The following is a 26,354-nucleotide window of genomic DNA, read 5'->3' on the forward strand; positions in this document are numbered from 1 at the left end:
CGCGGGCCCGGTCGGGTGCCGGGCGGGCAACCCGTGCGGGTGGCGGGCTCGCGGTCCGGTCCCGCGGGTGGCGCGGCGGCCGCTCGTCAGGCTGTCGTGAGGCGTTCCGGGCGGCCTCCCGCGACCAGGGTGGTCAGAGCGCCGTCGATGTCGGCGCCCAGGTACCAGTCGCCGGTGTGGTCGATGGCGTAGACGTGGCCGTCGGCGTCGATGGCGAGCAGCGAGCCGGAGCCCATCTCCTCGCCGAGCGGGGAGACCTCGGTCTCCAGCGCCCGGCCGAGGTCGGCGAGGGTCCGCGCCAGGTGCAGGCCGCGCAGCGGGTTGACGAGGACCGGGGTCGGGGCGATCTGCCGGCCGGGGCCGGTGGTGGCGGGTATCGCGAGGTTGCCGAACTCGGCCCAGGCCTCGACCGCCGCGGGCGAGACGGCGTGGCGGTGCCCCGCAGGGGAGGTGTGCGCGCGCAGCGCGTCCGCCCACACCTCGGCCTGCTTGATGTCCCAGCGGCCGGGCTGCCAGCCCGCGGACCGCAGCGCGGCGTCCACCCCCGCCGGGAAGCGGGTGCTCGGGACGCTCGGCATGGCGGCGGCGTGGTGCGCGCCGTTCGCGTCGCTCACGCCGCCTCCGCCGACGGGTCGACCGGCCGTACGCCGAAGTGCGCCAGCAGCGGCCCGCAGGAGCGGCAGGGCGGCGCGTACGAGCCGTGCTCGGGATCGCCGTCCTCACGTATCCGGCGGGCGGTGAGCCGCGCGCCACGCAACGCCTTGCGCGCCTCACTCTGCGTGAGCGGCTTGCGGGCCGCGCGCTTGCTGCGCGAGGCGTCCGCGGCCGAGAGGAACCGGGAGAGCAGCACGGGTTCCGGACAGCGTCCGGTGAAGCGCTCGCGCTGGGCGACCGGCAGTGTGTCGAGGAAGTCCTGGATCAGCGGATGCAGCGCCGGCGCCTGCTCGGCCTTGCTTCCGGTGCAGGTCAGAACCTCGTCGCGGATGGACAGCGCGGCGGCGACGGCCGGCAGGATGCCGTCCCGCCGGTGCCGCAGAACGGGTGGCCCCGCCGTGTCCGCGCCCTTGGCGCTCCAGGTGAGCCGCGGGTCCGCGGCGTCCGTTGTCTGCATGGTTGGTGCGTCCTCCTGTCCGCCCGCCGGGGCGGGCGATCCCCCGTTTACGAGACTCAGAGTGCCAAAGGTGCCAGGAGGTGGGGAAGTCGGGTGCGGTGTGCGCAACATCTTGTGTGTCCCATGTCACCGTGGGATGACGGATCGTCTGCGGAGTGGAAACGGCTTGGACGGGGCAGCAGATGGGCCGGAAGGATGGATCGAAGCTCGCACAGGCGGGCGGAACGTTCCGTCCCGGAGGGGGAGTTGCCCGTATGCGCGCTCGGTCCCGCACCACCACTCGCACCAATGTCCGTATCCGCCAGGTCGCCACGGCGGCCGCCGTCCTGCCCGTCCTGGCCCTGGGAGCGGCCTGCTCGGGCGACGACGGCGGGAGCGGTGACGAGAAGGGCAAGGCCGGCGCGACGACGTCCGCCGCCGCGTCCCCGACCACGCCCGCCAAGGCCCCGCTGACCGCCGCCCAGTTGAGGGCGGCGCTGGTCAAGGACGCCGAGGTGCCCGGCTACAAGGTCGAGGCGTCGAAGAACGAGGCGATGAGCCCCGAGGACGCGATGACGTCCGACAAGCCCGAGTGCCAGCCGCTCGCCGACCCGCCCAGCACCAAGCCGAAGTACGCGCGCAAGGCTTTCGTCGGCGCCTCCGTCGGGAAGGTCGACCCGGCCAACCTGCCGGGCGGCATCCAGCTGACCCAGATGCTGCTCGCCAGCCACGCCCCGGGCGACGCGGCGAAGATGGTGGCCGACATCCGGCAGGCCCTGGAGAAGTGCACCGCGTTCACGGCCACCGACGGGGCGGGCAAGAAGACCCCGTTCGCGATCAAGAAGGGCCCCGCGGTCACCGCGGGGGACGAGGCCGTGGCGTACGTGATGTCGGACACCGGCGACAAGGAGGGCGGCACGGCGCTGGTCACGGTCGTGCGCAGCGGCGACGCCAGCGTCACGTACCTGTCGGTGAAGGGGACGGGACAGGCGGGCGACCCGCCCCTGGCCGTCGCCGGCAAGCAGGACGCGAAGCTGAAGGCGGCACAGGCGGCGGGCTGACCCGGCGGGACGGCGGACCGACCCGGACGGGGGCGGTCGACGCGCTTGCCACACCCCCTAGGCTGTGCTCATCACCCGGACGCAGCAGGGGGCAACCGCCATGACGACAGGTCGGCCAGGGCTGGGGGCACCTCCCAGCACCCGGACCGGGGGACGGACCGTGCCACCGAACGCGGCCTACGCCGGTCAGGTCGTGCACTTCCCGGACCCGGTGCGGGCCGCCCGGCACCCGCAGGGTGTCTGGGTCGACGACGACGGCTACCCGGACTTCTCCGCGTTCGCGCGGGCGGCCGCGGAGATCGCGGAGCCGCCCGAGGGCTTCGGCGTCGACGAGCTCCGGCTGACCGACTACGTGTCGGCCAACGCCGCGATGCACGCCGCCGGGCACGAGCTGTGGGCCAGCCTGCTGCCCGTCGCGACCCCGCACGGCTGGACCTGGCACCACGTCGCGGGCACCCGGCGGCTGGAGCTGATCCCCGTCGAGGTCAAGGCGCTGCTGCGGCACCACGGCGGCCTCGCCGCCTCGACCGCCGACCACGCCAAGCGCGGTACCCGCCCGCTGCAGGAGACCCGGCCCGTGCACTTCCGGCTGCCGAAGGCGACGCCCCACCACAGCGGGATGGCCGTCACCGAGCAGCAGGTGCTGGACGTCGAGGAGGAGCTGGGGTACCGGCTCCCCGGCGCCTACCGCACGTTCCTCAAGGCGGCCGGCGGCTGCGCCCCCGCCGGGGTCGCGCTCGACCCGGACCTGGGCCTGCTGCTGGACCAGCCGTTCTTCACGGTGCGCGACGAGGCCGCGGTCAACGACCTCGTGTACGTCAACAAGTGCCTGCGCGACCACTTCACCAAGGACTACCTGGCCATCGGGTACGTCCAGGGCGGGGTGCTCGCGGTGAAGGTCAAGGGCGAGGGGACCGGCTCGGTCTGGTTCTGCGCCTACGACGACGCGCGGGACGGCGACCACTGGTCGTCCCCGCAGGAGCGGGTCGCGGAGCTGCTGCTGCCGTGCGGCGACTCGCTCGACGCGTTCCTGCTGCGGCTGGCGGGCACTCCGCCCGAGCTGGAGACAGTGGCGAACCTGATGGTGGACGGCGGCTTCGCCGGCGCCGTCCCAGTGGAGGGGTGAAGCAGGGAATGGTCACTTTCGCGCAGGCGCAGGAGCGCGCCGAGCGGTGGATCAACGGTGACGTCCCGGCGTACCAGGCCCGCGAGGTGCGGGTGCGGGAGTTCGACCTGGGCTTCGTCGCCTGGTCCGAGCCCCGCGAGGACGGTCCGTCGAGTGACGACGGACAGGTGCGGCTGGTCATCGCGCGGGACAGCGGAGAGGCCACCCTGTGGCCCGGTCTGCCGGTCGGCGAGGTCATCCGCCGCTACGAGGAGGAGTACGGCGCGGTGCCGAACGACACCCCGCCCGCCCCGCCCCAGCGGCTCGATCTGGGGGCGACGTCCTTCCTGATCAGTCCACCGCAGTGGCTGCAGGACGCGGCCGACAAGATGGGCATCCCGGACCGCCGCCCCGGCGCGGCCCCGGACGCGCCGGCCGCTCCGGCGGCCCCGGTGCCCGCCCAGGCGTCGGCCGAGATCTCCTCCGAGGCCTGGTCGGGCCGTACCACCAGCGCGCCGGACGACTCCGTGTCCGTCCCCGTGCCCGCCACGGTCTTCGCCCCGCCGATCTCCGACTCCGACGAGGCGCACACCCCGCCGCCGGGGGCCGGTGCCGAGGCGAAGACCGAACTGATGCCGCAGGGCAGCTCGCTGCCCGCGACCATGATCGCTCCGCCGGAGGGCGGCGGCTTCCCGATCGGGCCGCCCGCCGCCGGTCCCGGCGGCCCGGGCCGCGGCGGCCCGGCCCTGCCGCCCCCGTCGGGCCCCGGCGTGCCGCTGCCGCCGCCCGCGGGCCTGGTGGTCCCGGGCGGACCGGGCGGCCCCGGGACATCCAGCGCCCCCGGGCGCGGCGCCGCCGACATCGCCGACGCGGAGACCGCGAAGGCGGTGCGCGGCGGCGTGCCGGCGGCCGGACCCGTACGGCGCAGCCCGGACGCCCCGCCGCCGCCCAGCGCGCCCAACGGTCCCGGCACCCCCGGCGCCTCGGACGGCGGGGGATACCTCCCGACGCAGATGGTGCCCGCGCGCAACCCGAACGACCCCGGCCCGCCCGCGCCCGGCGCCCCGGGTGCTCCCGCTGCTCCGGGCAGCCCGCCGTCCGGCGGTGTGAACTACGCGGCGACGATGCTGGCGGGTCCCGGTGTCGGCGGCCCGGGTGGTCCCGGCGGTCCTGGCGGCCCGCCGCCGCCCCCCGGACAGATCGGCGGCGGCCAGGGCGGTCCGCCGCCTCCGCCGGGACAGATCGGTGGCGGCCAGGGTGGTCCGCCGCCTCCGCCCGGACAGATCGGCGGCGGTCGGGGCGCGCCTCCCGCGCCGCCGGCCGGCGGTTCCTCGGGTGGTGTGAACTACGCGGCGACGATGCTGGCGGGTCCTGGTGTCGGCGGCCCGGGTGGTCCCGGCGGTCCTGGCGGCCCGCCGCCCCCGCCCGGACAGATCGGTGGCGGCCAGGGTGGTCCGCCGCCTCCGCCCGGACAGATCGGCGGCGGTCGGGGCGCGCCGCCCGCGCCGCCCGGCGGCGGTGCGCACTACGCTGCGACGATGCTCGCCGGCCCGAACCCCGGCGGCCCCGGCATGCCGCCGCCCCCGCCCGGGGCCGGCGCACCGCCGCCGCCCCCCGGCGGTTACGGGTACCCGCAGCCGCCGGCCGGTGTGCCGACCGTCGGCCCCGGCTACATGGCTGTCCTGAGCTACCGCGCGCACGACGGTTCGCAGCAGCAGCTCATCCGGCGCTCGGCGCCGGGCACCCCGCACCCGGAGTGGCAGATCCTGCACGAGCTGCGCGCGCTCAACGTGCCGCCGCAGCAGGTGCTGGAGCTGCACACGGAGCTGGAGGCGTGCGATCTGCCGGGCGGCTACTGCGCCCGGATGATCCGCGAGACCTGGCCCCAGGTGCGGATCAGCCACACGGCCCCGTACGGCCGGGAGCACGCCTCGCGCCAGCAGGGCGTCCAGCACCTGCTGACGCACCAGGGCGAGCTGCACCAGGTCGCGGCGGCGCCGGCCCGGCCGCAGCCGCAGCGGGTGCCGATGCCGGACCCGAACCAGGTCCAGCGGGTGCCCCCGATCCCGCTCGAGGGGATCGGGCACGAGCTGGCGCAGGCGTTCGGGCCGCAGGGCCTGTTCCGGTTCGACCAGCGGGCGGTCTCCCGCCAGGGCGTGCCGGACATCGTCGCGCAGACCCTGATGTGGGCCGGGCTCCCGGTCGATTTCGGGCCGTTCTTCTGGGCGCAGGCCCAGCCGGGCCGCCCGGTGCCCACGCTCGCCGAACTGGCGCAGGAGCGCGGGGTGCAGCCGGCCTCGGACGCGGGCTCGTACCTGGTCATGGGCAACGACTTCGGCCGCCAGCTGTGCGTGCAGTACGGGACGGCGCACATCGTCGCCGTGCCGCTCGAGGCGGGCCCCGGCGGGCAGCCGGTGCCTCCGCAGTTCGTGAACTCCAGCCTGCCGGAGTTCGCCCGCTGCCTCGCCCTGCTCGGGCGGATGTGGCGGCTGCGGATCGGGCTCACCCCGGACCAGGCCGGCCGCTGGACGGTCGACTTCCAGGCCCAGCTGGCGGCGCAGGACCCGGCCGCCATCGCCTCGCCGGACAACTGGTGGGCGGTGCTGATCGAGCAGATGTGGGACGGCCTGCTCTGACGTTCCCCGCTGTCTGACCCCGCGGTGTCGTGCATGTCCCGGGCGGCCCGGGTCCGGATCATTCGGACCCGGGCCGCCGCGCTATGTACCGGCGGTGGGTTGGGTAGGGGTATGTCGGAGTGTCGCGGTATACACAATTCGGACATAACGACGAAAATAGAGCAGAAAGTACGGTTCGGAAGGACGGCGAGGGGCAGCGCATGAGCAGCACGGCAACACCTCACGGCTTCGACACCGTTCGCGGGCGCGGCTACCGCGTGGAACAGGTCGAACGCTTCCTCGAGGAACTCTCCGAGGACCGCGACGCGGCCTGGGAGCGGGCCGCCCGGCTCACCGTCCTCGCGAACGAGATGGACGCCGAGGTCACGGCGCTGCGGGAGCACGTCGACGCGCTGGGTCCGGCGACGTACGAGACGCTCGGCGAGGGCGCGCGGGAACTGCTGCGCCTGGTCCAGGACGAGGCCGCGGCGGTCAGGGAGCGCGCCGAGAACGAGATCCAGTACGCCCGGGACGCCGCGGAGACCGCGCGCCGCGCGCTGCAGGACGGGGCCAGGGCGGCCGCCGCCGAGCGCCGTGCCCTGGCCGAGGACCGGGCCGACCGCGTGCTCGACGAGGCGCGCGGCCGCGCCGGTGAGATCCTCGCCGAGGCGCAGGCCGAGGCGGGGCAGGTGCGCGGGGAGGCCGAACAGGGCCTGGAGGCCGCCCGGCAGGACACCGCGCGCACGCTCGCCGAGGCGGAGAAGGACCGCCGTGAGCGGATGGACGCCTTCGAGCACGAGATGGCCGAGCGCGAGGCAGGCGTCGACAGCCGGATCGGCGAGCTGACCGGCTACGCGGAGCGCCGCCTGGAGGAGGCGCGCGCGGCGCGCGCGGAGGCCGAGGAGTTCGCGCGGCGCGGGCAGGAGGAGGCCGAGGCCCAGGCGGCGGCCCTGCTCACCGAGGCCAGGACGCGGGACGAGCGCATCCGGCGCGAGAGCGAGCGGGAGCTGCGCGAGCACGAGGAGCGCCGCGAGGAGATCCGCGCCCACCTCGCCCATGTCCGCAGCAGCCTGGCGGCCCTCACCGGCCGCCCGCTCTCCGACGACGACCCCTCCGTCCCGGAGCCGGGCCCCGCCCCCGAGTAACCGGAACGACCGCTTCCGTGACGGTGTGTGTACACCGCACGATTCACTGCGCACCGCGGGCCCCGACAGCCGTCGTCGGAGGCATCGCCGCAGGCAGGACCGGGTTGGCGCCCCTCGCGTGACGATGCCGCGCGCCCGCCGCCCCCGAGTCGGGACGCGGCTCGATGTCCGCGACCCTTAGGGGAAAGTACGCACTTCCGCCTACTCGATGTTCGTACTGGCGGAGGACGTTCGGAGCGCGGCTCATCCATAGGGTCATGAGTGGGACGTGGTGGGGCTAACCCCACCGGCAAGACGGAGACCTGCCCCATCGCCGCGACCCCAGGCAGACCAGCAAGCTGATAACGCGGGACAGGGGCCACCGGGTTCCGGGGCGTCCCGATGAATCCTCAAGATTTCAGGAGATAGCAGTGACAACGGCTGTAACGATTCCCAAGTCCGGGGGCAGCGGAGAGCGTTCGGCTGTTGCCGCCCGTGCACGGCAGGTCACCAAGTCCTACGGCACCACCGAGGAGACCCGGGTGGTCGCGCTGGACGCGGTCGACGTCGACATCGCGCGCAGCGGTTTCACCGCGATCATGGGCCCGTCCGGTTCCGGCAAGTCCACCCTGATGCACTGCCTGGCCGGTCTCGACACCGTCACCAGCGGCCAGATCTGGGTCGGTGACACCGAGATCACCAAGCTGAAGGACAAGAAGCTCACCCAGCTCCGCCGGGACCAGATCGGCTTCATATTCCAGGCGTTCAACCTGCTCCCGACGCTCAACGCGGTCGAGAACATCACGCTGCCGATGGACATCGCGGGCCGCAAGCCCGACCGCGAGTGGCTGGACCGCGTCATCGAGACCGTCGGCCTGGCCGGCCGCCTCAAGCACCGCCCGAACCAGCTCTCCGGCGGCCAGCAGCAGCGTGTCGCGGTCGCCCGCGCCCTCGCCGCCCGCCCCGAGATCATCTTCGGTGACGAGCCGACCGGGAACCTGGACTCGCGCGCCGGCGCCGAGGTGCTGGGCTTCCTGCGCCGCTCGGTCGACGAGCTCGGCCAGACGATCGTCATCGTGACCCACGACCCGGTCGCCGCCTCCTACGCGGACCGCGTCATCTACCTGGCCGACGGCCGCATCGTCGACGACATGGCGAACCCGACGGCCGACTCCGTCCTCGAGCGCATGAAGTCCTTCGACGCCCGTGGGAGGGTGTCGTGACCGTCTTCAAGACATCGATGCGCAACTTCGTCGCGCACAAGGGCCGCATGGTGCTCAGCGCCGTCGCGGTGCTGCTCTCGGTGGCGTTCGTCTGCGGCACGCTGGTCTTCACCGACACCATGACCGCGACCTTCGACAAGCTCTTCGCCTCCACGGCGTCGGACGTCTCGGTCAGCGCGAAGAAGGTCGACGACGCGCAGGACACCGGCCGGCCGGAGACCGTGCCCGCCGCGCTGCAGAGCAAGCTGCAGCAGGTCAAGGGCGTCAAGCAGGTCACCGTCGAGGTGTCCAGCGAGAAGGTCACCGTCGCCAACGACAAGAACGAGAACATCGGCCCCAGCTCCGGTGCGCCCACCATCGCCACCAACTGGGACGAGAACGAGAAGAAGTCGGTCGAGATCACCTCGGGCCACGCACCGCGCGGACCCACCGAGACGATGCTCGACGCCGACACCGCCAAGAAGAAGGACGTCAAGCTCGGCGACTCGCTCCGCGTCATCGCCGCTCCCGGCGACTTCACCGCCCAGGTCGTCGGCATCGTCACGTTCAAGACCACCAACCCCGGCGCGGCGATCGTCTACCTCGACACGCCCACCGCGCAGAGCCGGCTGCTCGGCAACACGGACTCGTACAGCGGATTCGGCCTGACGGCCGCCGAGGGCGTCAACGACGACCAGCTCAAGAAGGACGTCACCGCCGCCGTCGGCACCGGCTACAAGATCCAGACGGCCGCCGAGTCCAAGGCCGAGGCCAAGGACGACATCGGCTCGTTCCTGAACCCGATGAAGTACGCGATGCTCGGCTTCGCCGGCATCTCGGTGCTCGTCGGCATCTTCCTCATCGTGAACACGTTCTCGATGCTGGTCGCCCAGCGCACCCGCGAGATCGGCCTCATGCGGGCCATCGGCTCCAGCCGCAAGCAGATCAACCAGTCCGTGCAGTTCGAGGCGTTCCTGCTCGGCGTGACGGGCTCGATCCTCGGCATCGGCGGCGGCATCGGCCTCGCCGTCCTGCTGATGAAGCTCATGGGCAAGCTCGGCATGCACCTCGACACCTCCGAGCTGACGATCAAGGCCGCCACCCCGCTGATCGGGCTGGGCATCGGCGTCGTCGTCACCATGCTGGCCGCCGCGCTGCCCGCCCGCCGGGCGGGCAAGATCTCGCCGATGGCCGCCATGCGCGACGCCGGGACCCCGGCCGACGGCAGGGCCGGGAAGATCCGCGCCTCCATCGGCGCGGTGCTGACCGGTGCGGGCGTCGCCGCCCTGTTCGCCGCCGCCAACGCCACGAAGGCGTCGACGGGGGCCTCGTACCTGGGCCTCGGCGTGGTCCTGACGCTGCTCGGCTGCGTCGTCATCGGCCCGCTGCTCGCCGGTGTCATCGTCCGCGCCCTCAGCGCCGGAACGCTCCGGTTCTTCGGCCCGGTCGGCCGGCTCGCGGAGCGCAACGCGCTGCGCAACCCGCGCCGTACGGGTGCCACCGCCTCGGCGCTGATGATCGGGCTCGCCCTGGTCGCCGGACTGTCCGTGGTCGGCTCCTCGATGGTGGCCTCGGCCACCGACCAGCTCGACAAGTCGGTCGGCGCGGACTTCATCCTGCAGACCGACAACCAGCAGCCGCTCAGCCCCGCGCTCGCCAAGGCGATCCACTCGGCGGACCACCTGGAGCACGTCACCGACTACACCGGCGTCAACGCCAAGCTGACGACGCCGGACGGCAAGACGTCCACCAAACAGCTGACCGCGGCCAGCCCGACCTACGCGGACGACCTGCGGATCGAGACCGTGCAGGGCAAGCTCGGCGACGCCTACGCGGCCGGTGCGATGTCCGTCAACGACGGCTTCGCCAAGGACCACGGCATCAAGATCGGCAGCGAGCTGACGGTCGCCTTCGTCGGCGGCGAGTCGGCCAAGCTCAAGGTCAACGCGATCACGTCGGACGACACCACGTTCGACAAGGGCGCGATGTACATGAACATCGCCACCGCGAAGCAGTACCTGCCGGCAGACAAGATGCCGCTCAACGAGATCATGTTCGCCAAGGCCGTCGACGGCCAGGCGAAGGAGGCCGCCGCCTCCCTGAAGGCAGCCGTCAAGGGCTACCCGCAGCTGACCGTCCGCGACCAGTCGGACTACAAGGAGCTCATCAAGAGCCAGGTCAACCAGCTGCTCTACATGATCTACGGCCTGCTGGCCCTGGCGATCATCGTCGCCATCCTGGGTGTCGTGAACACCCTGGCGCTGTCGGTCGTCGAGCGCACCCGTGAGATCGGCCTGATGCGGGCGATCGGGATGTCGCGGCGCCAGCTGCGCCGGATGGTCCGCCTGGAGTCCGTGGTCATCGCCCTCTTCGGCGCCCTGGTCGGCCTCGGCCTGGGCATGGGCTGGGGCACCACGGCGCAGCAGCTGCTGGCCCTTGAGGGCCTGGGCGTCCTGAAGATCCCGTGGGGGACGATCATCTTCGTCTTCATCGGATCGGCCTTCGTCGGCCTGGTGGCCGCGCTGGTCCCCGCCTTCCGGGCGGGCCGGATGAACGTGCTCAACGCCATCGCCACCGACTAGGCAGTCTCCCCACTGCCTACAGGCGGCCCCGGAACGCAGACCCCCCGCGTTCCGGGGCCGCCGTCCGTTTGTCACACCTCGATGACGGACGGCGGTTGTCAGTGGGGCGTCGTACGCTGGTCTGACCCCGGCCCGTTTGACGTGTCGGGTCGTTCGCGTTGTCCAGCCCTGGGACGGAAACCCCTTCATGAGTCTGAACGGTCTGCTCGACGTCGTCGTGAACGATCCGGCTCTTGCCGAAGCGGTCAAGGCCGGCGCCGACGGCAATCGCCCGTACGTCGACCTGGTGGGCCCGCCCGCCGCCCGCCCGATCGTGCTCGCGGCGCTCGCCGCCCGCACCGGCCGCGCGGTGCTGGCGGTGACGGCCACCGGCCGTGAGAGCGAGGACCTGGTGGCGGCGCTGCGCTCGCTGCTGCCGCCGGACTCCGTCGTGGAGTACCCGGCGTGGGAGACGCTGCCGCACGAGCGGCTGTCGCCGCGCTCGGACACCGTGGGACGGCGGCTCGCCGTGCTGCGCCGACTCGCGCACCCGCTGGCGGACGACCCGACGGCCGGGCCCGTGAAGATCGTCGTCGCACCGATCCGCTCGGTGCTGCAGCCGCAGGTCAAGGGGCTGGGCGAGCTGGAGCCGGTGGCGCTGCGCAGCGGGCAGAGCGCGGATCTCGGCGAGGTCGTGGACGGGCTGGCGGCCGCCGCGTACGCGCGCGTGGAGCTGGTGGAGAAGCGCGGCGAGTTCGCGGTGCGCGGCGGGATCCTGGACGTCTTCCCGCCGACCGAGGAGCACCCGCTGCGGGTGGAGTTCTGGGGCGACGACGTCGAGGAGATCCGCTACTTCAAGGTCGCCGACCAGCGGTCCCTGGAGATCGCCGAGCACGGCCTGTGGGCGCCGCCGTGCCGGGAGCTGCTGCTCACCGACGAGGTGCGGGCCCGCGCGGCCGAGCTGGCGGTGCGGCACCCCGAGCTGAACGAGCTGCTCGACAAGATCGCCGAGGGCATCGCCGTCGAGGGCATGGAGTCGCTGGCCCCGGTCCTGGTGGACGACATGGAGCTGCTGCTGGACGTGCTGCCCGCCGGGAGCATGACGGTCGTCTGCGACCCGGAGCGGGTCAGGACGCGGGCCGCGGACCTGGTCGCCACGTCGCAGGAGTTCCTGGAGGCGTCCTGGGCGGCCTCCGCCGGCGGCGGGGTGGCGCCGGTCGACCTGGGCGCGGCCTCGCTGTGGTCGATCGCCGACGTGCGCGAGCACGCCCGCGAGCTGGGCACGCCCTGGTGGTCGATCAGCCAGTTCGCCTCCGGCGAGGGCAAGCACAGCGCGGCCGACGACGCCGACGCCGACGAGGACACGCTGCAGCTGGGCATGCACGCGCCCGAGCTGTACCGGGGCGACACCGCCCGCGCCCTCGCCGACACCAAGGGGTGGCTGGCCGAGGGGTGGCGCACGGTCTACGTGACCGAGGGCCACGGCCCGGCCGCCCGCATCGTCGAGGTGCTGGGCGGCGAGGGCATCGCCGCCCGGCTGGACATGGACCTGGCCGGTCTGGAGCCGTCCGTCGTCCACGTCTCGACCGGCTGCATCGAGCACGGCTTCATCGACGCGCGGCTCAAGCTGGCCGTGCTGACGGAGTCCGACCTCACCGGGCAGAAGTCCTCCACCAAGGACATGGGGCGGATGCCGTCCCGGCGCCGCAAGACCATCGACCCGCTGACCCTGCAGCCCGGCGACTACATCGTGCACGAGCAGCACGGCGTGGGCCGCTACGTCGAGATGGTGCAGCGCACCGTCCAGAACGCCACCCGCGAGTACCTGCTGGTCGAGTACGCGCCCGCGAAGAAGGGGCAGCCCGGCGACCGGCTCTTCGTGCCGACCGACCAGCTGGAGCAGATCACCAAGTACGTCGGCGGCGAGGCCCCGACGCTGCACCGGCTCGGCGGCGCGGACTGGACGAAGACCAAGGCGCGCGCGAAGAAGGCCGTCAAGGAGATCGCCGCCGACCTGATCAAGCTGTACTCGGCGCGGATGGCGGCCCCCGGCTACACCTTCGGGCCCGACACCCCCTGGCAGCGCGAGCTGGAGGACGCCTTCCCGTACGTGGAGACGCCCGACCAGCTGACCACCATCGCCGAGGTCAAGGAGGACATGGAGAAGTCCGTCCCGATGGACCGGCTGATCTGCGGCGACGTCGGCTACGGCAAGACCGAGATCGCGGTCCGCGCGGCCTTCAAGGCGGTCCAGGACAGCAAGCAGGTCGCGGTGCTGGTCCCGACCACGCTGCTGGTGCAGCAGCACTTCACGACGTTCTCCGAGCGGTACGCGCAGTTCCCCGTCGTGGTGAAGGCGCTGTCGCGCTTCCAGTCCGACAGCGAGGCCAAGGCCGTGCTGGAGGGGCTGCGGGACGGCTCGGTCGACGTCGTCATCGGCACCCACCGGCTCTTCTCGTCCGAGACGAAGTTCAAGGACCTGGGCCTGGTCATCGTCGACGAGGAGCAGCGGTTCGGCGTCGAGCACAAGGAGCAGCTGAAGAAGCTGCGGGCCAACGTGGACGTGCTGACGATGTCCGCCACCCCCATTCCCCGCACGCTGGAGATGGCGGTCACCGGCATCCGCGAGATGTCGACGATCACCACCCCGCCGGAGGAGCGGCACCCGGTGCTGACCTTCGTCGGGCCGTACGAGGAGAAGCAGATCGGCGCCGCGGTCCGGCGTGAGCTGCTCCGTGAGGGCCAGGTCTTCTACATCCACAACCGGGTCGAGTCGATCGACCGGGCGGCGGCGCGGCTGCGCGAGATCGTGCCGGAGGCGCGGATCGCCACCGCGCACGGGCAGATGGGCGAGAGCCAGCTGGAGCAGGTCGTCGTCGACTTCTGGGAGAAGCGTTTCGACGTGCTGGTCTCCACGACGATCGTCGAGTCCGGCATCGACATCTCCAACGCCAACACGCTCATCGTCGAGCGCGGCGACAACTTCGGCCTCTCGCAGCTGCACCAGCTGCGCGGCCGGGTCGGCCGCTCCCGCGAGCGCGGCTACGCCTACTTCCTGTACCCGCCGGAGAAGCCGCTCACCGAGACCGCGCACGAGCGGCTGGCGACCATCGCGCAGCACACCGAGATGGGCGCGGGCATGTACGTCGCGATGAAGGACCTGGAGATCCGCGGCGCGGGCAACCTGCTCGGCGGCGAGCAGTCCGGGCACATCGCGGGCGTCGGCTTCGACCTCTACATCCGGATGGTCGGCGAGGCGGTCGCGGACTACCGCTCGGCGCTGGACGGCGCGGGCGAGCCCGAGGAGACGCTGCTCGACGTCAAGATCGAACTGCCGGTGGACGCGCACGTCCCGCACGACTACGCGCCGGGCGAGCGGCTGCGGCTGCAGGCGTACCGCGCCATCGCCGCCGCCAACAGCCACGAGGACATCACCGCGGTCCGCGAGGAGCTGACCGACCGGTACGGCAAGCTGCCGGAGCCGGTGGAGAACCTGCTGCTGGTGGCCGGGCTGCGGCTGCTCGCCCGCAAGGTCGGGGTCAGCGACATCACCCTGGCGGGCAGCAACGTCCGGTTCGGCCCGGTCGAGCTGCGCGAGTCGCAGGAGCTGCGGCTGAACCGGCTCTACCCGCGCACGGTCATGAAGGGCGCCGCCCGCCAGCTCCTGGTGCCGCGCCCGACCACCGCCAAGATCGGCGGCACGCCGGTCGTCGGCCGGGAACTGCTGCTGTGGACGTCGGAGTTCCTGACCACGATCCTCGACAACTGATCCACCGCGCGGCGCGGGCCCCACCGGCCCGCGCCGCGTGTCACGTGGCGTTCAGACGGCCGTCATGTGGCCCTTGTGCCGTGGCCGCGCGGGGGTCAGGTACCGCGGGCAGCATCTCCGTGTATCCCACGGAAAGTGAACCCATGCGCCTGTCCGTCGTCGTTCCCTGTTACAACGAGGAATCCGGTGTAGAGCTTTTCGACGCGAAGATCCGGGAGACCCTCGACCTCCTGCCCGTCGAGTACGAGCTCTGCTACGTGGACGACGGCAGCTCGGACGCGACGCTGGAGCGGCTGCGCGGCCTGGCCGAGAGGCACGCCGGCAGCACCCGGTACGTCTCGTTCAGCCGGAACTTCGGCAAGGAGGCCGGCATGCTCGCCGGGCTCCGCGAGGCCACCGGCGACGCCGTCGTGCTGATGGACGCCGACCTGCAGCACCCGCCGGAGCTGATCGTGCGGATGCTGGAGCTGTTCAGCCGCGGCCACGACCAGGTGATAGCCCGCCGCACCCGCGAGGGTGACAAGTTCGTGCGGAGCACCGTGAGCCGGCTGTACTACCGCATGGTCAACAAGTGGGTCGACGTCGAACTGACCGACGGCGTCGGCGACTTCCGGCTGCTGTCGCGGCGGGCCGTGGACGCGCTGCTGTCGATGCCGGAGTACAACCGCTTCTCCAAGGGGCTCTTCTCCTGGATCGGCTTCGACACCGTCACCTTCGACTACCGCAACGCCGCCCGCGCCGCCGGGGAGACCAAGTGGCGGTTCGGGGCGCTGCTCAACTACGGGATCGACGGCCTGATCTCGTTCAACAACCGCCCGCTGCGCGCGGGGATACACCTGGGGCTGGCGCTGGCCGGCCTGGCCGGGCTGTACGCCGCCTGGGTCACGGTCGCCGCGGTGGTCGGCGGGGTGACCGCGCCCGGCTACGTGACGCTGATCGTCGCCATCGTCGGGCTCGGCGGGCTGCAGATGATGATGCTGGGGCTGATGGGCGAGTACATCGGCCGCATCTACTACGAGTCCAAGCGGCGGCCGCACTTCCTCGTCAAGGAGACCAACGTGCCGCCCTCCGCCTTCGAGGGCCCGGACGGCACGCCCGTCAGCGGCTCCGCCGTGCTCGTGGAGCGGCCCGCGCGGTCGGCGGCGGAGGGTCGGCGCTGATGCCCGTACGCCTCCTCCAGGTGGTGCGCTTCGGCCTGGTGGGCGTGGTGAACACCGCCACGTTCTACGGCTGCTACCTGCTGCTGCACCGCTGGATGCCCTACTACCCGGCGTACGTGGCGGCGTTCGTGCTGAGCATGGTCGGCTCGTTCTTCCTCAACACGTACTTCACCTACCGGACCCGGCCGACCTGGCGGAAGTTCCTGTTCTTCCCGCTGACCAACCTGACGAACTTCACCGTCACCTCGGTGGGCATGTACGTCCTGGTGGAGTGGTGCGGCGTCGGGGAGAAGCCGGCCCCGCTGATCGCGGCGGCCGCCGCGATCCCCGTCACGTTCGTGCTGTCCCGGCGGATCCTGCTCGCCCGCGAGCAGCCGGCGCCCGCCGCCGGGGACCCCGCCGCCCAGGAGCCCGCCCTCGCCCCCGCTACGCGCGACGCAGGATGACGTAGCCCTCGCCGGTGGCGATCTCGGTGTACGTCGCCGTCGGGTGGAGCTGGTGGGCGTAGGTGACCGGGTCCGGGACCCAGCCGTCCCCGTTGTCGATCGCGATGTAGTCGGGGACGACGGTTTTCGCGCCGCCCACCCAGTAGACCGTGCAGCGGTTGACGAGCCGGCTGATCGGCCCGACGTTGGCCTCGACGCTCGCCCCGTCCGGGATCTGCCGCAGCAGCTTCTCGACGGCCTTGACGTGCGCGCCCGGCTGGTACGTGGCGGTGTGCGTGAGGTCCGCCAGCGGGAGCGTGGTGCTCAGCGCCAGGGCGGCGGCCGCCGCGGCGGCCGGCAGCTGCGAGGCGTAGGAGCGCAGCCAGCCGCGCGGGCTGTCGCGCGACTCGTTGACGGCGTCGACGAGGGCGAGCAGGACGACGGGCATCAGCACGGCGCTGTAGTGCCAGTCCAGGCCCCAGTAGTGGTCGTCGTGCGAGACGAAGCGCCAGCCGATGGTGGGCAGGGCGGCGACCAGCAGCGGGGAGCGCAGCGCGAGCAGGCCGCTGGTGGGCAGCAGGATCCACAGCAGGGTGCGCAGCGCGGTGTCCGGCGGGATGTGCCCGGCGACCGGGGCGCCGCTGCCGCCGAGCTTGTTCCAGTAGTCGTAGCCGCCGCTGTTGTTGAAGGCGGGGATGAGGACGCCGAAGGCGATGGCGGCGAAGGCGACGCCGAAGCCGATCAGCCAGATCGCGTACGAGGCCGCCCGCGGATCGTCGCGCCGGGAGCGCAGCAGCACGACGACGCCGATGGCGGCGACCGTCGCGCCCATGTCCTCCTTGACGAGGATCAGCGGCAGCGCCCACCACATCGCGGTCGTCCACCGCTTGCGCAGCACCGCCTCCAGCGAGAAGGCGAGCATCGGCATGGCGAAGGCGATCTCGTGGAAGTCGAACTCGACGGCCCGCTGCACCCCCCACGACAGGCCGTAGGCGACCCCGACGGCGAGCCCGCGCCCGCGGCCGAGCAGGTGCGCGCCGACCCGGGCGACCGGGACGACGGAGAGCGCGAAGAGGGCGGCCTGCACCACGAGGAGGGTGACGGGCGAGGGGAAGACCCGGTAGAAGGGGGCCACCAGGGCGGTGATGGGGCTGAAGTGGTCGCCGAGGATGTTGGTCCCGGGGCCCTTGAGGTCGGCGACCGGCGCCTGGAGGTGCGCGTAGGACTTGATCGCCTGCTCGAAGATGCCGAGGTCCCAGGACATCGTCGCCATCCGCCGGAACCGGCACACCGACAAGGTGGCGTACGCGACGAAGAGCGCCCCGGCCAGCCAGTACGGGTCCAGCCCGGGGCGCAGGAGGCGGCGCACGCCGCCGGGGGCGGTGTCGCTGTTCCCGTGCTGGGCGGGGATGGCCGCAGTAGCCATGTCCATGCTGCGTTCCTTTCGCACGGGAAGACGCGCGGCACCCTCGGCCGGTGCACGCCCGCCACGAAAAGATACGTGAGTGCCGCCGGAACGCGGTTCCGCCGGTTCTCCCGGCGCCTGGCCGCGGTCTCCGGGCGTCCTGCCGCCGGTCTCCCGCCGTCCTGCCCCGGGTCACCGCAACCGCCCGCATCGCAGTATGCGTCGCTCCTGGTGACCGGGGCCAGACGGGCGGGGCCGGGGCCGAATTGTTGCGGCATCGCCGGACCGCTCGTCCGTCCCGGCCGATACGCTCGCTCTCCCAGCCGAGACTCTTGTTCAGGAGCAGCCATGAACGGCCCAGGCATCACGCCGCCCCCGCCGAACGACGGCGCACGGACCGGGTTGCGCGTCCTGTTCGTGCTGCTCGCGGTGATGTCGTGCGGGATGCTGGCCTGGACGCCGCTGCTGCGCATCGCCCTGCTGCGCCGCCGCAACGCCGTGGACTGGGTGCTCTGCGGCGCCAGCTTCGTGCTGTGCGTCGTGCTGGTGATCCTCCTCGGCAGCGGGGGCGACAGCGGCGACAGCGGCAACGACAACAGCCCGCGGGACAACGCGGTGGTCTCCATCCTGTTCATCCAGGCCATCGTGGTGGCGGTGTACTACCTCGTCACCGACATCCGGCACTACAAGGCGGTGGACGCGCGGGCGGCCGCGCTCGCGTACGGGCAGCAGGGGCGGCAGCAGTTCCCCTACGGCGGAGTGCGGACGCAGCACCCGCAGCAGACGCAGCTGCCCTCCGCCCGCGCCGACTACAACCCGTACCGCGACACCCCCACCCCGGGCCCCGGCCCGTCGCAGACGCCGGTCCCGACGCCCGTCCCGACGCCGACCCCGACCCCCGACCCGGCCGCGCATCCCGCCCCGCGCATCGACCAGGTCCGTGCCGAGCTGGACGAGCTGAGTGACTACCTCCGCAAGGAGGAGGGCAGATGAACGGCCGGCTCGTCGCCGGGCGGTACGAGCTGGCCACCGTCCTCGGCCAGGGCGGCATGGGCCAGGTCTGGACGGCGTACGACCGCCGGCTGGACCGCCGGGTCGCGGTGAAGCTGCTGCGCCCCGACAAGGTCGCGGGCGGTGAGAACGTCGCCGAGCTGCGCCAGCGCTTCGACCGCGAGTGCCGGGTCACCGCGCAGGTCGACCACCCCGGCCTGGTCACCGTCCATGACGCGGGCACCGACGGCGACGAGCTCTACCTCGTCATGCAGCACGTCGAGGGCCAGGACCTCGCGGACCACCTCGCCCAGCACGACCCCTACCCGTGGCCCTGGGCGGTGGCGGTCGCCGCCCAGCTGTGCGCGGCGCTCTCCGCCGTCCACGCGGTGCCGATCGTGCACCGGGACCTGAAGCCGAGCAACGTGATGGTCCGCCCGGACGGCACCGTCGTCGTGCTCGACCTCGGCGTCGCGTCCGTCATGGACACCGACACCACCCGCCTCACCCACACCGGCACCCCGATCGGCAGCCCCGCCTACATGGCGCCGGAGCAGGCGATGGGCGGCGCCGTCGGGCCGCGCACCGACCTGTACGCGCTCGGCGTGGTCCTGCACGAACTGCTCAGCGGCAACGTGCCGTTCCACGGGTCCACCGCGCTGGGCGTGCTGCACCGCCACCTCTACGAGGCCCCGGTCGCGCTGCGGCAGCTGCGGCCCGAGGTGCCGGAGGCGCTGGAGTCCCTCGTCCTGCGGCTGCTCGGCAAGGACCCGCAGGACCGGCCCGCCGACGCCCAGCGCGTCTACGGCGAACTCGCCGCCCTGCTCCCGTCCGCCGGGAGCGCGCAGCGCGCGCCGGGGCCGATGGACCCGACGCGCCCCTTCCTGCGCCCGCACGCCCCCTGGCCCGACCGGCCGGGCAGCGCCGCCGCCCCCGACGCTCCCCAGGTGCCGGCCATGCCGTCGACGCCGCCGGCGGGCCCGGACATCGCGGCGTCGGTCGACGAGGTGCGCCGGCTGCTCGACGCGGGCCGCATCACGCAGGCCGTCGACATCCTCGGCGGCGTGCTGCCCGCCGCGGCGGCGAAGCACGGCGAGCACTCGCCGATCCTGCGCATGCTGCGCAAGCAGTACGCCCACACGCTCATGGAGGACGGCCAGTACCGTCGCGCCTTCCCGGAACTGCGCCGGCTGGCGGAGGAGTTCGCGAGCCAGAACGGCCCCGGCGACCGGCAGGTCCTGCAGTTCCGCTACGAGGCGGCGCAGTGCCTCGAACAGCTCGGCGAGGCGGGCGCCGCACTCGGCGAGTACCGCACGCTGCTGCCGTACTTCGAGCAGTACGCCGCCACCGACCCGGTCCTCCCGCTGGAGATCCGCCGCCGGATCGGCAACCTGCTGCTCTCCGTCGGCGACCGCGCGACCGCCCGCGAGGTGCTCGGCCGGCTGCTCTTCGACGCCGAGCGCGTGCACGGACGGCACCACCCGTTCTGCGCCGAGCTGCGCCGCACTCTGGCATGGCTGGGCCAAGTGCGGGCATGAGGCGTGCAGATGGGTGGTCCGTCCGGGCCGCCGGTTACGCCGGGCATTCGACGCCATAGGGTGCGAACATGTTCAAACGCGGGGCACGGGCACCACACATACTCCTCTGCGGACTGGCGGTCGCCGGTCTGCTCGGCGCCGCCGGCTGCAAGGCCGACACCGAGAGCGGGTCCTCCGGCAACGGGAACGGGCCCGCCAAGAGCGCACCGGGCGGCAGCGCGCTGGCCGCGGTCGACTCGCTGACCGTCAAGGGCCGTGCGCCGAAGACGGGTTACACGCGGGAGAAGTTCGGCAAGTCGTGGGTCGACACCGACCACAACGGCTGCGGGACGCGCGACGACATACTGAAGCGCGACCTCACCGCGGAAACGTTCCGCTCCGACCAGGGCGGCGACTGCGTCGTCACCTCGGGCAAGCTCGCCGACCCGTACACCGGGAAGTCGATCACCTACACCCGGGGCAAGAGCACGATCGACATCGACCACGCGGTCGCGCTCTCGGACGCCTGGCAGAAGGGCGCCGGGCAGTGGGACACCGACAAGCGGGTGCAGTTCGCCAACGACCCGATGAATCTGATCGCCGCCGACGCGTCCGCCAACCGCTCCAAGGGCGACGGTGACGCGGCGACGTGGCTGCCGCCGAACAAGGGGTACCGCTGCGCCTACGTGGCACGCCAGGTCGCCGTGAAGAAGAAGTACGGGGTGTGGGTCACCGCGGCCGAGAAGGACGCGATGCGCGAGCAGCTGAACACCTGCCCGAAGGAGAAGCTGCCCACGAGTTGACCGGTCCGTGATCCGCCGCGTGGGCCCGAGTTCGGCCGAGTGCTGGATATGGAGGCGGTCCGCTCCATATCCTCGATCTTCGCAAGGTCGAAGCACCGCCGCTCGATCCCATGCCGGGAGGCACCATGGTCCGCCGACGCACCGCCGTCTCGCTCGCCGCCGCCGCACTCGTGGCGATGACCCCTGTGATCAGCGCGTGCGGCACCCCGCACGCGGGGGCCGCCGCCGTGGTGGAGAACGAGACGATCTCCGTCTCGGACCTCCAGTCGAAGGTCAACGCGGTCCGCACCGCGCAGGAGAAGTCGCCCCAGGCCGCGGCCCTGATCGAGGGAAGCAGCGACCTCACCAGCCAGACGCTGGGCACGATGGTGGTGACCCGGCTGTTGGACCGCGTCGCCAAGGACGCCGGGGTCACCGTCACCCGCTCCGACGTCGGCCGGATGCGGTCCGCGATGGAGGCCCAGGCCGGCGGCGCCGACGCGCTGGCGCCGGCGCTGCTGGAGAAGTACAACGTCGCGCCCTCCGACATCGACGCGTTCTGCCGGCTGCAGGTCGAGGCCGGCAAGATCATCAGCAGCCTCGGCGTGCAGCCGGGCAGCGACGGGGGGAACGCGGCGCTGAACCAGCTGCTCGCGAAGACCGCGAAGACGATGAAGATCGACGTGAACCCCCGCTACGGCACCTGGGACGCCCAGCGGGCGCAGCTCGGCACCACGCGCGAGCCCTGGCTCGCCCCGGTCGAGGCGCCCGCCGTCCAGGGGGCGTGAGGCGGTCCGCCCGGAGCCGGGCGCGGGGCGGGAGGTAGGTTCGTGCGGTGGACGACTCGATGACCCCCGCGCCCGGCCGCCTCGTACTGCTCACCATGAGCCACCGGGTGGCGCCCGGCCTGCTGTCGTGGCCCGCGTGGGAACTGCTGCGCGGGGCCGACCAGGTCATCTGCCCGGACCCGCACCACCCCCAGCTGCCGTACCTGCGGGAGGCGGGCGTGCGCCTCGTGCACGCCGCGCCGACGGGGCGGGAGTTGGTGGACGCCACCGCCGGTGAGCGGACCGTCGTCTATCTCCCGACCGCCGACAACGACCCGGCGGTCACCGACGAACTGGCCCGCCTCGGCGGGTCCGGCCGGGTCGCGATGCCGGACCTGGAGCTGCTGCCCGGCTCGTACGACCTGCCGGGCGCGCGGCTGCTCGACCTCGTGCAGATCATGGACCGGATCCGCGTCGAGTGCCCGTGGACCCGCGAGCGGACCCACACGGACCTGGCCAAGTACGGCATCGAGGAGATGTACGAGCTGGTCGAGGCGATCGAGGACGGCGATCGGGAGTCGCTGCGCGAGGAGCTCGGGGACGTCCTGCTGCAGGTCGTCTTCCACTCCCGGATCGCCGAGGACGACGCGGAGGAGCCGTTCTCGATCGACGACGTCGCCGGCACGATCGTCGACAAGCTCATCCACCGGCACCCGCACATCTTCGGCGACGAGATCGCCGAGACGCCCGAGGCGGTCCAGGAGAACTGGGTCCGGCTCAAGGGAGTGGAGAAGCAGCGCGACTCGGTGACCGACGGGGTGCCGGTCGGGCAGCCGGCGCTCGCGCTGGCCGCGCAGCTCGGCGCGCGGGCGCGCCGGGCCGGGCTGCCGGTGCCGGACGCCGCCGCGAGCGCCGTGGGCGTCGTGCCCCCGGCCGACGAGGCGGCGCTGGGCGACCTGCTGCTGGCGCTCGCGACGGCGGCCAACGCCGCCGGGCTCGACGCGGAGTCCGCGCTGCGGGCCGCCGCCCGCCGCTACCGCGACGCCCTGCGCGCGGCGGAGTAGCCCGGACCCGGGATCGGGGCCGTCGTGCCCCGCGACGTAGCGTTCTGCCATGCAGATCGACGTACCGCACGAGTGGCCCGCCGGTGAGGCGCAGGCACGCGAGATCCAGGACCGGTTGCGCGAGCGCGCGGACCACGTCGGCCCGGGGCCGGGCCGGCCGCGCTTCGTCGCGGGGCTGGACGTCGCCTACGCGGGCGACGGGAACGGCACGGGCGACCGGGTGGCCGCCGCCGTCGTCGTCCTGGACGCGCGGACGCTCGCGACGGTGGAGCAGGCCACGGCCGTCGGCGAGACGTCGTTCCCCTACGTTCCCGGGCTCTTCGCGTTCCGCGAGCTGCCCACCCTGGTCGAGGCGCTGCGCAAGCTCGACACCGTCCCCGACCTGCTGCTGTGCGACGGCCACGGGCTGGCGCACCCCCGCCGGTTCGGCCTCGCCTGCCACCTCGGGGTGATCACCGGCATCCCGACGGCCGGAGTCGCCAAGACGCCGTTCACCGGGAGCCACGACCCGGCCGCGCTGGGCCCGGAGCGCGGGGCGTTCGCCCCGCTCGTCGACGGCGGGGAGACCGTGGGGCGCGCACTGCGCACCCGGCGGGGCGTCAAGCCGGTCTACGTGTCGACAGGGCACCGCATCGACCTGGACACCGCCTGCCGGCACGTCCTCGCCCTGGCGCCGGAGTACCGGCTGCCGCAGACGACCCGGCTCGCCGACCGGCTCTGCCGGGACGCGCTGGCGGCGCGGGGCGCCTGACGGGCTAGCGTCAGGGGGTGCCTGACGAGACTGCCGCCACCCCCGCGCCCGCCCCCGCCCCCACCCTCTTCACCTGGGAGTTCGCCGCCGACCCCTACCCGGCGTACGCCTGGCTGCGCGAGCACGCGCCGGTGCACAGGACCACCCTCCCCAGCGGCGTCGACGCCTGGCTGGTGACGCGGTACGCGGACGCGCGGCAGGCGCTGGCGGACGGGCGGCTGAGCAAGAACCGGGGCCACCACAGCGAGGGCGCCAACGCCAAGAACAAGGTGGGCATCCCCGGCGAGCGCGGCGCCGACCTGATGACGCACCTGCTGAACATCGACCCGCCGGACCACACCCGGCTGCGCCGGCTCGTCTCCAAGGCGTTCACCCCGCGCCGGATCGCGGAGTTCGCGCCGCGCGTGCAGGAACTGACCGACCGGCTCATCGACGGCCTCCAGCGGGACGGAACGGGCGCGGTGAAGTCGGAGGCGGACCTCATCCACGAGTTCGCCTTCCCACTCCCCATCTACGCCATCTGCGACCTGCTGGGCGTCCCGCCCGAGGACCAGGACGACTTCCGCGACTGGGCGGGGATGATGATCCGCCACGGCGGCGGCCCGCGCGGCGGCGTCGCCCGGTCGGTGAAGAAGATGCGCGCCTACCTGCTGGAGCTGATCCACCGCAAGCGCGCGGACCTCGGCGACGACCTGATCTCCGGGCTGATCCGGGCCAGCGACCACGGTGAGCACCTGTCGGAGAACGAGGCCGCGGCGATGGCCTTCATCCTGCTCTTCGCCGGGTTCGAGACCACCGTCAACCTCATCGGCAACGGCGTCCACACGCTGCTGCGCCATCCCGAACAGCGCGCCCTGCTCCAGGCGTCGATCGCCCGCGGCGAGACCGGGCTGCTGGAGACCGCCGTGGAGGAACTGCTGCGCTACGACGGGCCGGTGGAGCTGGCGACCTGGCGGTTCGCGACGCAGTCGCTGACGATCGGCGGGCAGCTGATCGGGGAGGGCGAGCCGGTGCTCGTCGTGCTGGCCGCGGCCGACCGAGATCCCGACCGGTTCGACGGGCCCGACACGTTGGACCTGGCGCGCCGCGACAACCAGCACATCGGCTACGGGCACGGCATCCACTACTGCCTGGGCGCCCCGCTGGCCCGCCTGGAGGCGCAGTCCGCGCTGGCGACGCTGCTGACCCGGCTGCCGGACCTGCGGATGGCGGCGGACCCCGATGACCTGCGGTGGCGCGGTGGTCTCATCATGCGCGGACTGCGGACGCTGCCGGTCGCGTTCACCCCGGAAGCCGCACTTCCGCCCGCTAAACCCTGATGGAGCGTCAAAAATGTCCGGTGCGCGAGGTACGGGACGGAATCGACCGTGACCTGAGCGTGATGATCGCTACACCGACTTGTGATGCGATGGTCAACACCGCTACGTTCTGCGGTCATCGCAGGGTTGCCGCAGCTGACGCGGGACCGTAGTCGATCTTTTTTGGAGTGGGTGACCGCATGCTGAAGTCCGGGAACGGCAGACATCGCCGACCGCGCCAGGCCTCGACCGCCGTCGTGGTGGTCGCGGTGACCGGAGCGGGGATCGCCCTGCCGCTGCTCGGTGCGGGTGCCGCGCAGGCGGCCGATGTCAAGGTCTGGGACAAGGTGGCGGCCTGCGAGAGCAACGGCCTGTGGAGCGCCAACCCCGGCAACGGTTTCTACGGCGGACTGGCGATCACCGCGGACACCTGGGAGCAGTACGGCGGCAAGGTCTACGCCGAGCGCCCGGACCTCGCCAGCCGCTCGCAGCAGATAACGGTCGCCGAGACGCTGCTCGCCGAACTCGGCCCGGAGGCCTGGCCCGGCTGCGCCGAGCCCGCCGGGCTCGTCTCCGGCGGAGCGCCGCCGGCGGTCGACCCGGGCTCGATCCTGCCGTCGGTCCCCGTGACGACGCCGACGACGCCCGCCACGAAGCCGACGGCGCCGACGGCTCCCGGGGTGCCCACGACCCCCGCCACGCCCACCACGCCCCCGGTGACCACGACGCCGCCGGTGGGCACGGCGCCGACGACCCCGTCGACGCCCACCGGCACCCCGGTGACGGACGACCCGGCGACCGGTCCGGCGACCGATCCTTCGGGCGGCTCGACCGCCGCCACGCCGACCACCACCCCCAAGGCTCCCGCCGTCATCTCGGACCTCGCGGACACCACCCCGGGCCGGAGCCAGGGCCGGCACGCCAAGCCCGGCTCGCCGGACACCGCCGACGGGACGGCCACCGACCGTGCCTCGCGCGACGCGGACCGCCTCGCGGGCTCCACCGGCACAGGGGACGCGAACGGCGCCCAGAACACCGGCCAGGGCGACGTGGCGGGCGACGGCGACTACGTCGTGCTGCCCGGCGACAACCTGTGCGACATCGCCGCCGACCACCATCTGCAGGGTGGATGGAAGGCGCTGTATGGGGCCAATGACCGGATTGTTGGGGACAATCCGGACCTTATTCTCCCGGGCCAGCACCTCGACTTGAGCTACTGAGACCCTCGGCGGACCGCTGGAGACGATCCCGGCACCCCCGGATCCTGTGACAAGGGTCTCCGTGGCGGCTGTGACGGCCCGGTTGCACTGCGTCGCATTTCTCCCTTCCGACCTGCGAATCTGTGCGCCCGCTCAGTCGGATGGGGGACATGTCGCCCACCCCGGGGATGTTTGTCCTCGCCGGGATCGTGTGCTTAACGTCGTACTGCTCGCCACAGCGGGCCCCGCCGGTCAGGATCGCCGAGTCCTGCCGCCGACCGACGGGAACAGTCGACGCGAAAGCGCCGTAGGCAGGAGCGGGGGACCCAAGGTCTTCCGCCGGCCCGGACCCGAACTCGTGGGGGACGGACCGGCTTGGGGTGGAGCAGCGCGGTGTGAACCGCGCAGCCGGGCAACTCACGCCCGAACCCGACAGCTGACCTCGTAGGCGTCGGTGAGGATGAAACAC

At 72.8% G+C, this 26,354-nt stretch carries 20 protein-coding genes and 1 riboswitch; of the genes, 17 read left to right on the forward strand and 3 right to left on the reverse strand.

Annotated elements, in window-relative coordinates:
- Nucleotides 1–86: 86 nt before the first annotated feature.
- Together ABZ721_RS01780 and ABZ721_RS01785 are read right to left on the reverse strand one after the other, a co-directional pair.
- Nucleotides 87–578 (reverse strand): SUKH-3 domain-containing protein, encoded by a 492-nt coding sequence (locus tag ABZ721_RS01780; protein ID WP_358786645.1) that lies wholly within the window; start codon nucleotides 576–578, stop codon nucleotides 87–89.
- A gap of 32 nt (nucleotides 579–610) precedes the next feature.
- On the reverse strand, nucleotides 611–1,111 hold the full coding sequence (locus ABZ721_RS01785; protein WP_358786537.1) for a YwqJ-related putative deaminase: 501 nt from the start codon (nucleotides 1,109–1,111) through the stop codon (nucleotides 611–613).
- Nucleotides 1,112–1,365: 254 nt separating this feature from the next.
- Here ABZ721_RS01785 and ABZ721_RS01790 point away from each other — a divergent pair, with 254 nt between their 5' ends.
- The 9 genes from ABZ721_RS01790 to ABZ721_RS01830 all read left to right on the forward strand — a co-directional run bounded on the left by ABZ721_RS01790 (nucleotide 1,366) and on the right by ABZ721_RS01830 (nucleotide 16,133).
- On the forward strand, nucleotides 1,366–2,151 hold the full coding sequence (locus ABZ721_RS01790; RefSeq protein ID WP_358786538.1) for a sensor domain-containing protein: 786 nt from the start codon (nucleotides 1,366–1,368) through the stop codon (nucleotides 2,149–2,151).
- Nucleotides 2,152–2,251: 100 nt separating this feature from the next.
- Complete coding sequence (locus ABZ721_RS01795; RefSeq protein ID WP_358786539.1) at nucleotides 2,252–3,277, forward strand: SMI1/KNR4 family protein; 1,026 nt, start codon at nucleotides 2,252–2,254, stop codon at nucleotides 3,275–3,277.
- Nucleotides 3,278–3,285: 8 nt separating this feature from the next.
- Complete coding sequence (locus ABZ721_RS01800) at nucleotides 3,286–5,892, forward strand: SUKH-4 family immunity protein (RefSeq protein WP_358786540.1); 2,607 nt, start codon at nucleotides 3,286–3,288, stop codon at nucleotides 5,890–5,892.
- A gap of 200 nt (nucleotides 5,893–6,092) precedes the next feature.
- Nucleotides 6,093–7,016: a cellulose-binding protein gene (locus ABZ721_RS01805; protein WP_358786541.1), complete on the forward strand. Its 924-nt coding sequence runs from the start codon at nucleotides 6,093–6,095 to the stop codon at nucleotides 7,014–7,016.
- A 410-nt stretch (nucleotides 7,017–7,426) separates the two neighbouring features.
- On the forward strand, nucleotides 7,427–8,218 hold the full coding sequence (locus ABZ721_RS01810; RefSeq protein WP_358786542.1) for an ABC transporter ATP-binding protein: 792 nt from the start codon (nucleotides 7,427–7,429) through the stop codon (nucleotides 8,216–8,218).
- A complete protein-coding gene (locus ABZ721_RS01815; protein WP_358786543.1) occupies nucleotides 8,215–10,779 on the forward strand; it encodes an FtsX-like permease family protein in 2,565 nt (854 codons plus the stop codon). The genes ABZ721_RS01810 and ABZ721_RS01815 overlap by 4 nt, the downstream gene beginning before the upstream one ends.
- Nucleotides 10,780–10,966: 187 nt before the next feature.
- Nucleotides 10,967–14,527: a transcription-repair coupling factor gene (mfd, locus tag ABZ721_RS01820; RefSeq protein ID WP_358786544.1), complete on the forward strand. Its 3,561-nt coding sequence runs from the start codon at nucleotides 10,967–10,969 to the stop codon at nucleotides 14,525–14,527.
- 143 nt (nucleotides 14,528–14,670) lie between these two features.
- On the forward strand, nucleotides 14,671–15,687 hold the full coding sequence (locus tag ABZ721_RS01825) for a glycosyltransferase family 2 protein (RefSeq protein ID WP_358786545.1): 1,017 nt from the start codon (nucleotides 14,671–14,673) through the stop codon (nucleotides 15,685–15,687).
- Complete coding sequence (locus tag ABZ721_RS01830) at nucleotides 15,687–16,133, forward strand: GtrA family protein (protein ID WP_358786546.1); 447 nt, start codon at nucleotides 15,687–15,689, stop codon at nucleotides 16,131–16,133. Before ABZ721_RS01825 ends, ABZ721_RS01830 begins: the two co-directional genes overlap by 1 nt.
- On the opposite strand, the gene ABZ721_RS01835 is transcribed toward ABZ721_RS01830, so the two are convergent.
- Nucleotides 16,114–17,544: a DUF2079 domain-containing protein gene (locus ABZ721_RS01835; RefSeq protein WP_358786547.1), complete on the reverse strand. Its 1,431-nt coding sequence runs from the start codon at nucleotides 17,542–17,544 to the stop codon at nucleotides 16,114–16,116. The two genes, ABZ721_RS01830 and ABZ721_RS01835, sit on opposite strands and share 20 nt — an antisense overlap.
- Nucleotides 17,545–17,865: 321 nt before the next feature.
- On the opposite strand from ABZ721_RS01835, the gene ABZ721_RS01840 reads away from it, so the two are divergent.
- From ABZ721_RS01840 to ABZ721_RS01875, 8 genes are all read left to right on the forward strand, one after another.
- Nucleotides 17,866–18,510: a hypothetical protein gene (locus tag ABZ721_RS01840; protein ID WP_358786548.1), complete on the forward strand. Its 645-nt coding sequence runs from the start codon at nucleotides 17,866–17,868 to the stop codon at nucleotides 18,508–18,510.
- The gene (locus ABZ721_RS01845) at nucleotides 18,507–20,045 is read left to right on the forward strand and encodes a protein kinase (protein ID WP_358786549.1); all 1,539 of its coding nucleotides are present in this window, start codon (nucleotides 18,507–18,509) and stop codon (nucleotides 20,043–20,045) included. Before ABZ721_RS01840 ends, ABZ721_RS01845 begins: the two co-directional genes overlap by 4 nt.
- A 68-nt stretch (nucleotides 20,046–20,113) precedes the next feature.
- Nucleotides 20,114–20,827: an HNH endonuclease family protein gene (locus ABZ721_RS01850; protein WP_358786550.1), complete on the forward strand. Its 714-nt coding sequence runs from the start codon at nucleotides 20,114–20,116 to the stop codon at nucleotides 20,825–20,827.
- Nucleotides 20,828–20,952: 125 nt separating this feature from the next.
- Nucleotides 20,953–21,594 carry a SurA N-terminal domain-containing protein gene (locus ABZ721_RS01855; RefSeq protein ID WP_358786551.1) on the forward strand — a complete coding sequence of 214 codons (642 nt, stop codon included), beginning with the start codon at nucleotides 20,953–20,955 and terminating at the stop codon, nucleotides 21,592–21,594.
- A 59-nt stretch (nucleotides 21,595–21,653) separates the two neighbouring features.
- A complete protein-coding gene (locus ABZ721_RS01860; RefSeq protein ID WP_358786646.1) occupies nucleotides 21,654–22,637 on the forward strand; it encodes a nucleoside triphosphate pyrophosphohydrolase in 984 nt (327 codons plus the stop codon).
- A 49-nt stretch (nucleotides 22,638–22,686) separates the two neighbouring features.
- Nucleotides 22,687–23,388 carry an endonuclease V gene (locus ABZ721_RS01865; protein ID WP_358786552.1) on the forward strand — a complete coding sequence of 234 codons (702 nt, stop codon included), beginning with the start codon at nucleotides 22,687–22,689 and terminating at the stop codon, nucleotides 23,386–23,388.
- 17 nt (nucleotides 23,389–23,405) lie between these two features.
- Nucleotides 23,406–24,707, forward strand: a complete 1,302-nt coding sequence (locus ABZ721_RS01870) for a cytochrome P450 (RefSeq protein ID WP_358786553.1) — start codon at nucleotides 23,406–23,408, stop codon at nucleotides 24,705–24,707.
- A 179-nt stretch (nucleotides 24,708–24,886) separates the two neighbouring features.
- Nucleotides 24,887–25,906, forward strand: coding sequence for a transglycosylase family protein (locus ABZ721_RS01875; protein WP_358786554.1), 1,020 nt, complete (start codon nucleotides 24,887–24,889; stop codon nucleotides 25,904–25,906).
- Between the two features lie 272 nt (nucleotides 25,907–26,178).
- Nucleotides 26,179–26,351: riboswitch (cyclic di-AMP (ydaO/yuaA leader) on the forward strand.
- Nucleotides 26,352–26,354: the final 3 nt, after the last annotated feature.

Source organism: Streptomyces sp. NPDC006733, assembly GCF_040636125.1.
In the GTDB taxonomy this organism is placed as follows: domain Bacteria; phylum Actinomycetota; class Actinomycetes; order Streptomycetales; family Streptomycetaceae; genus Actinacidiphila.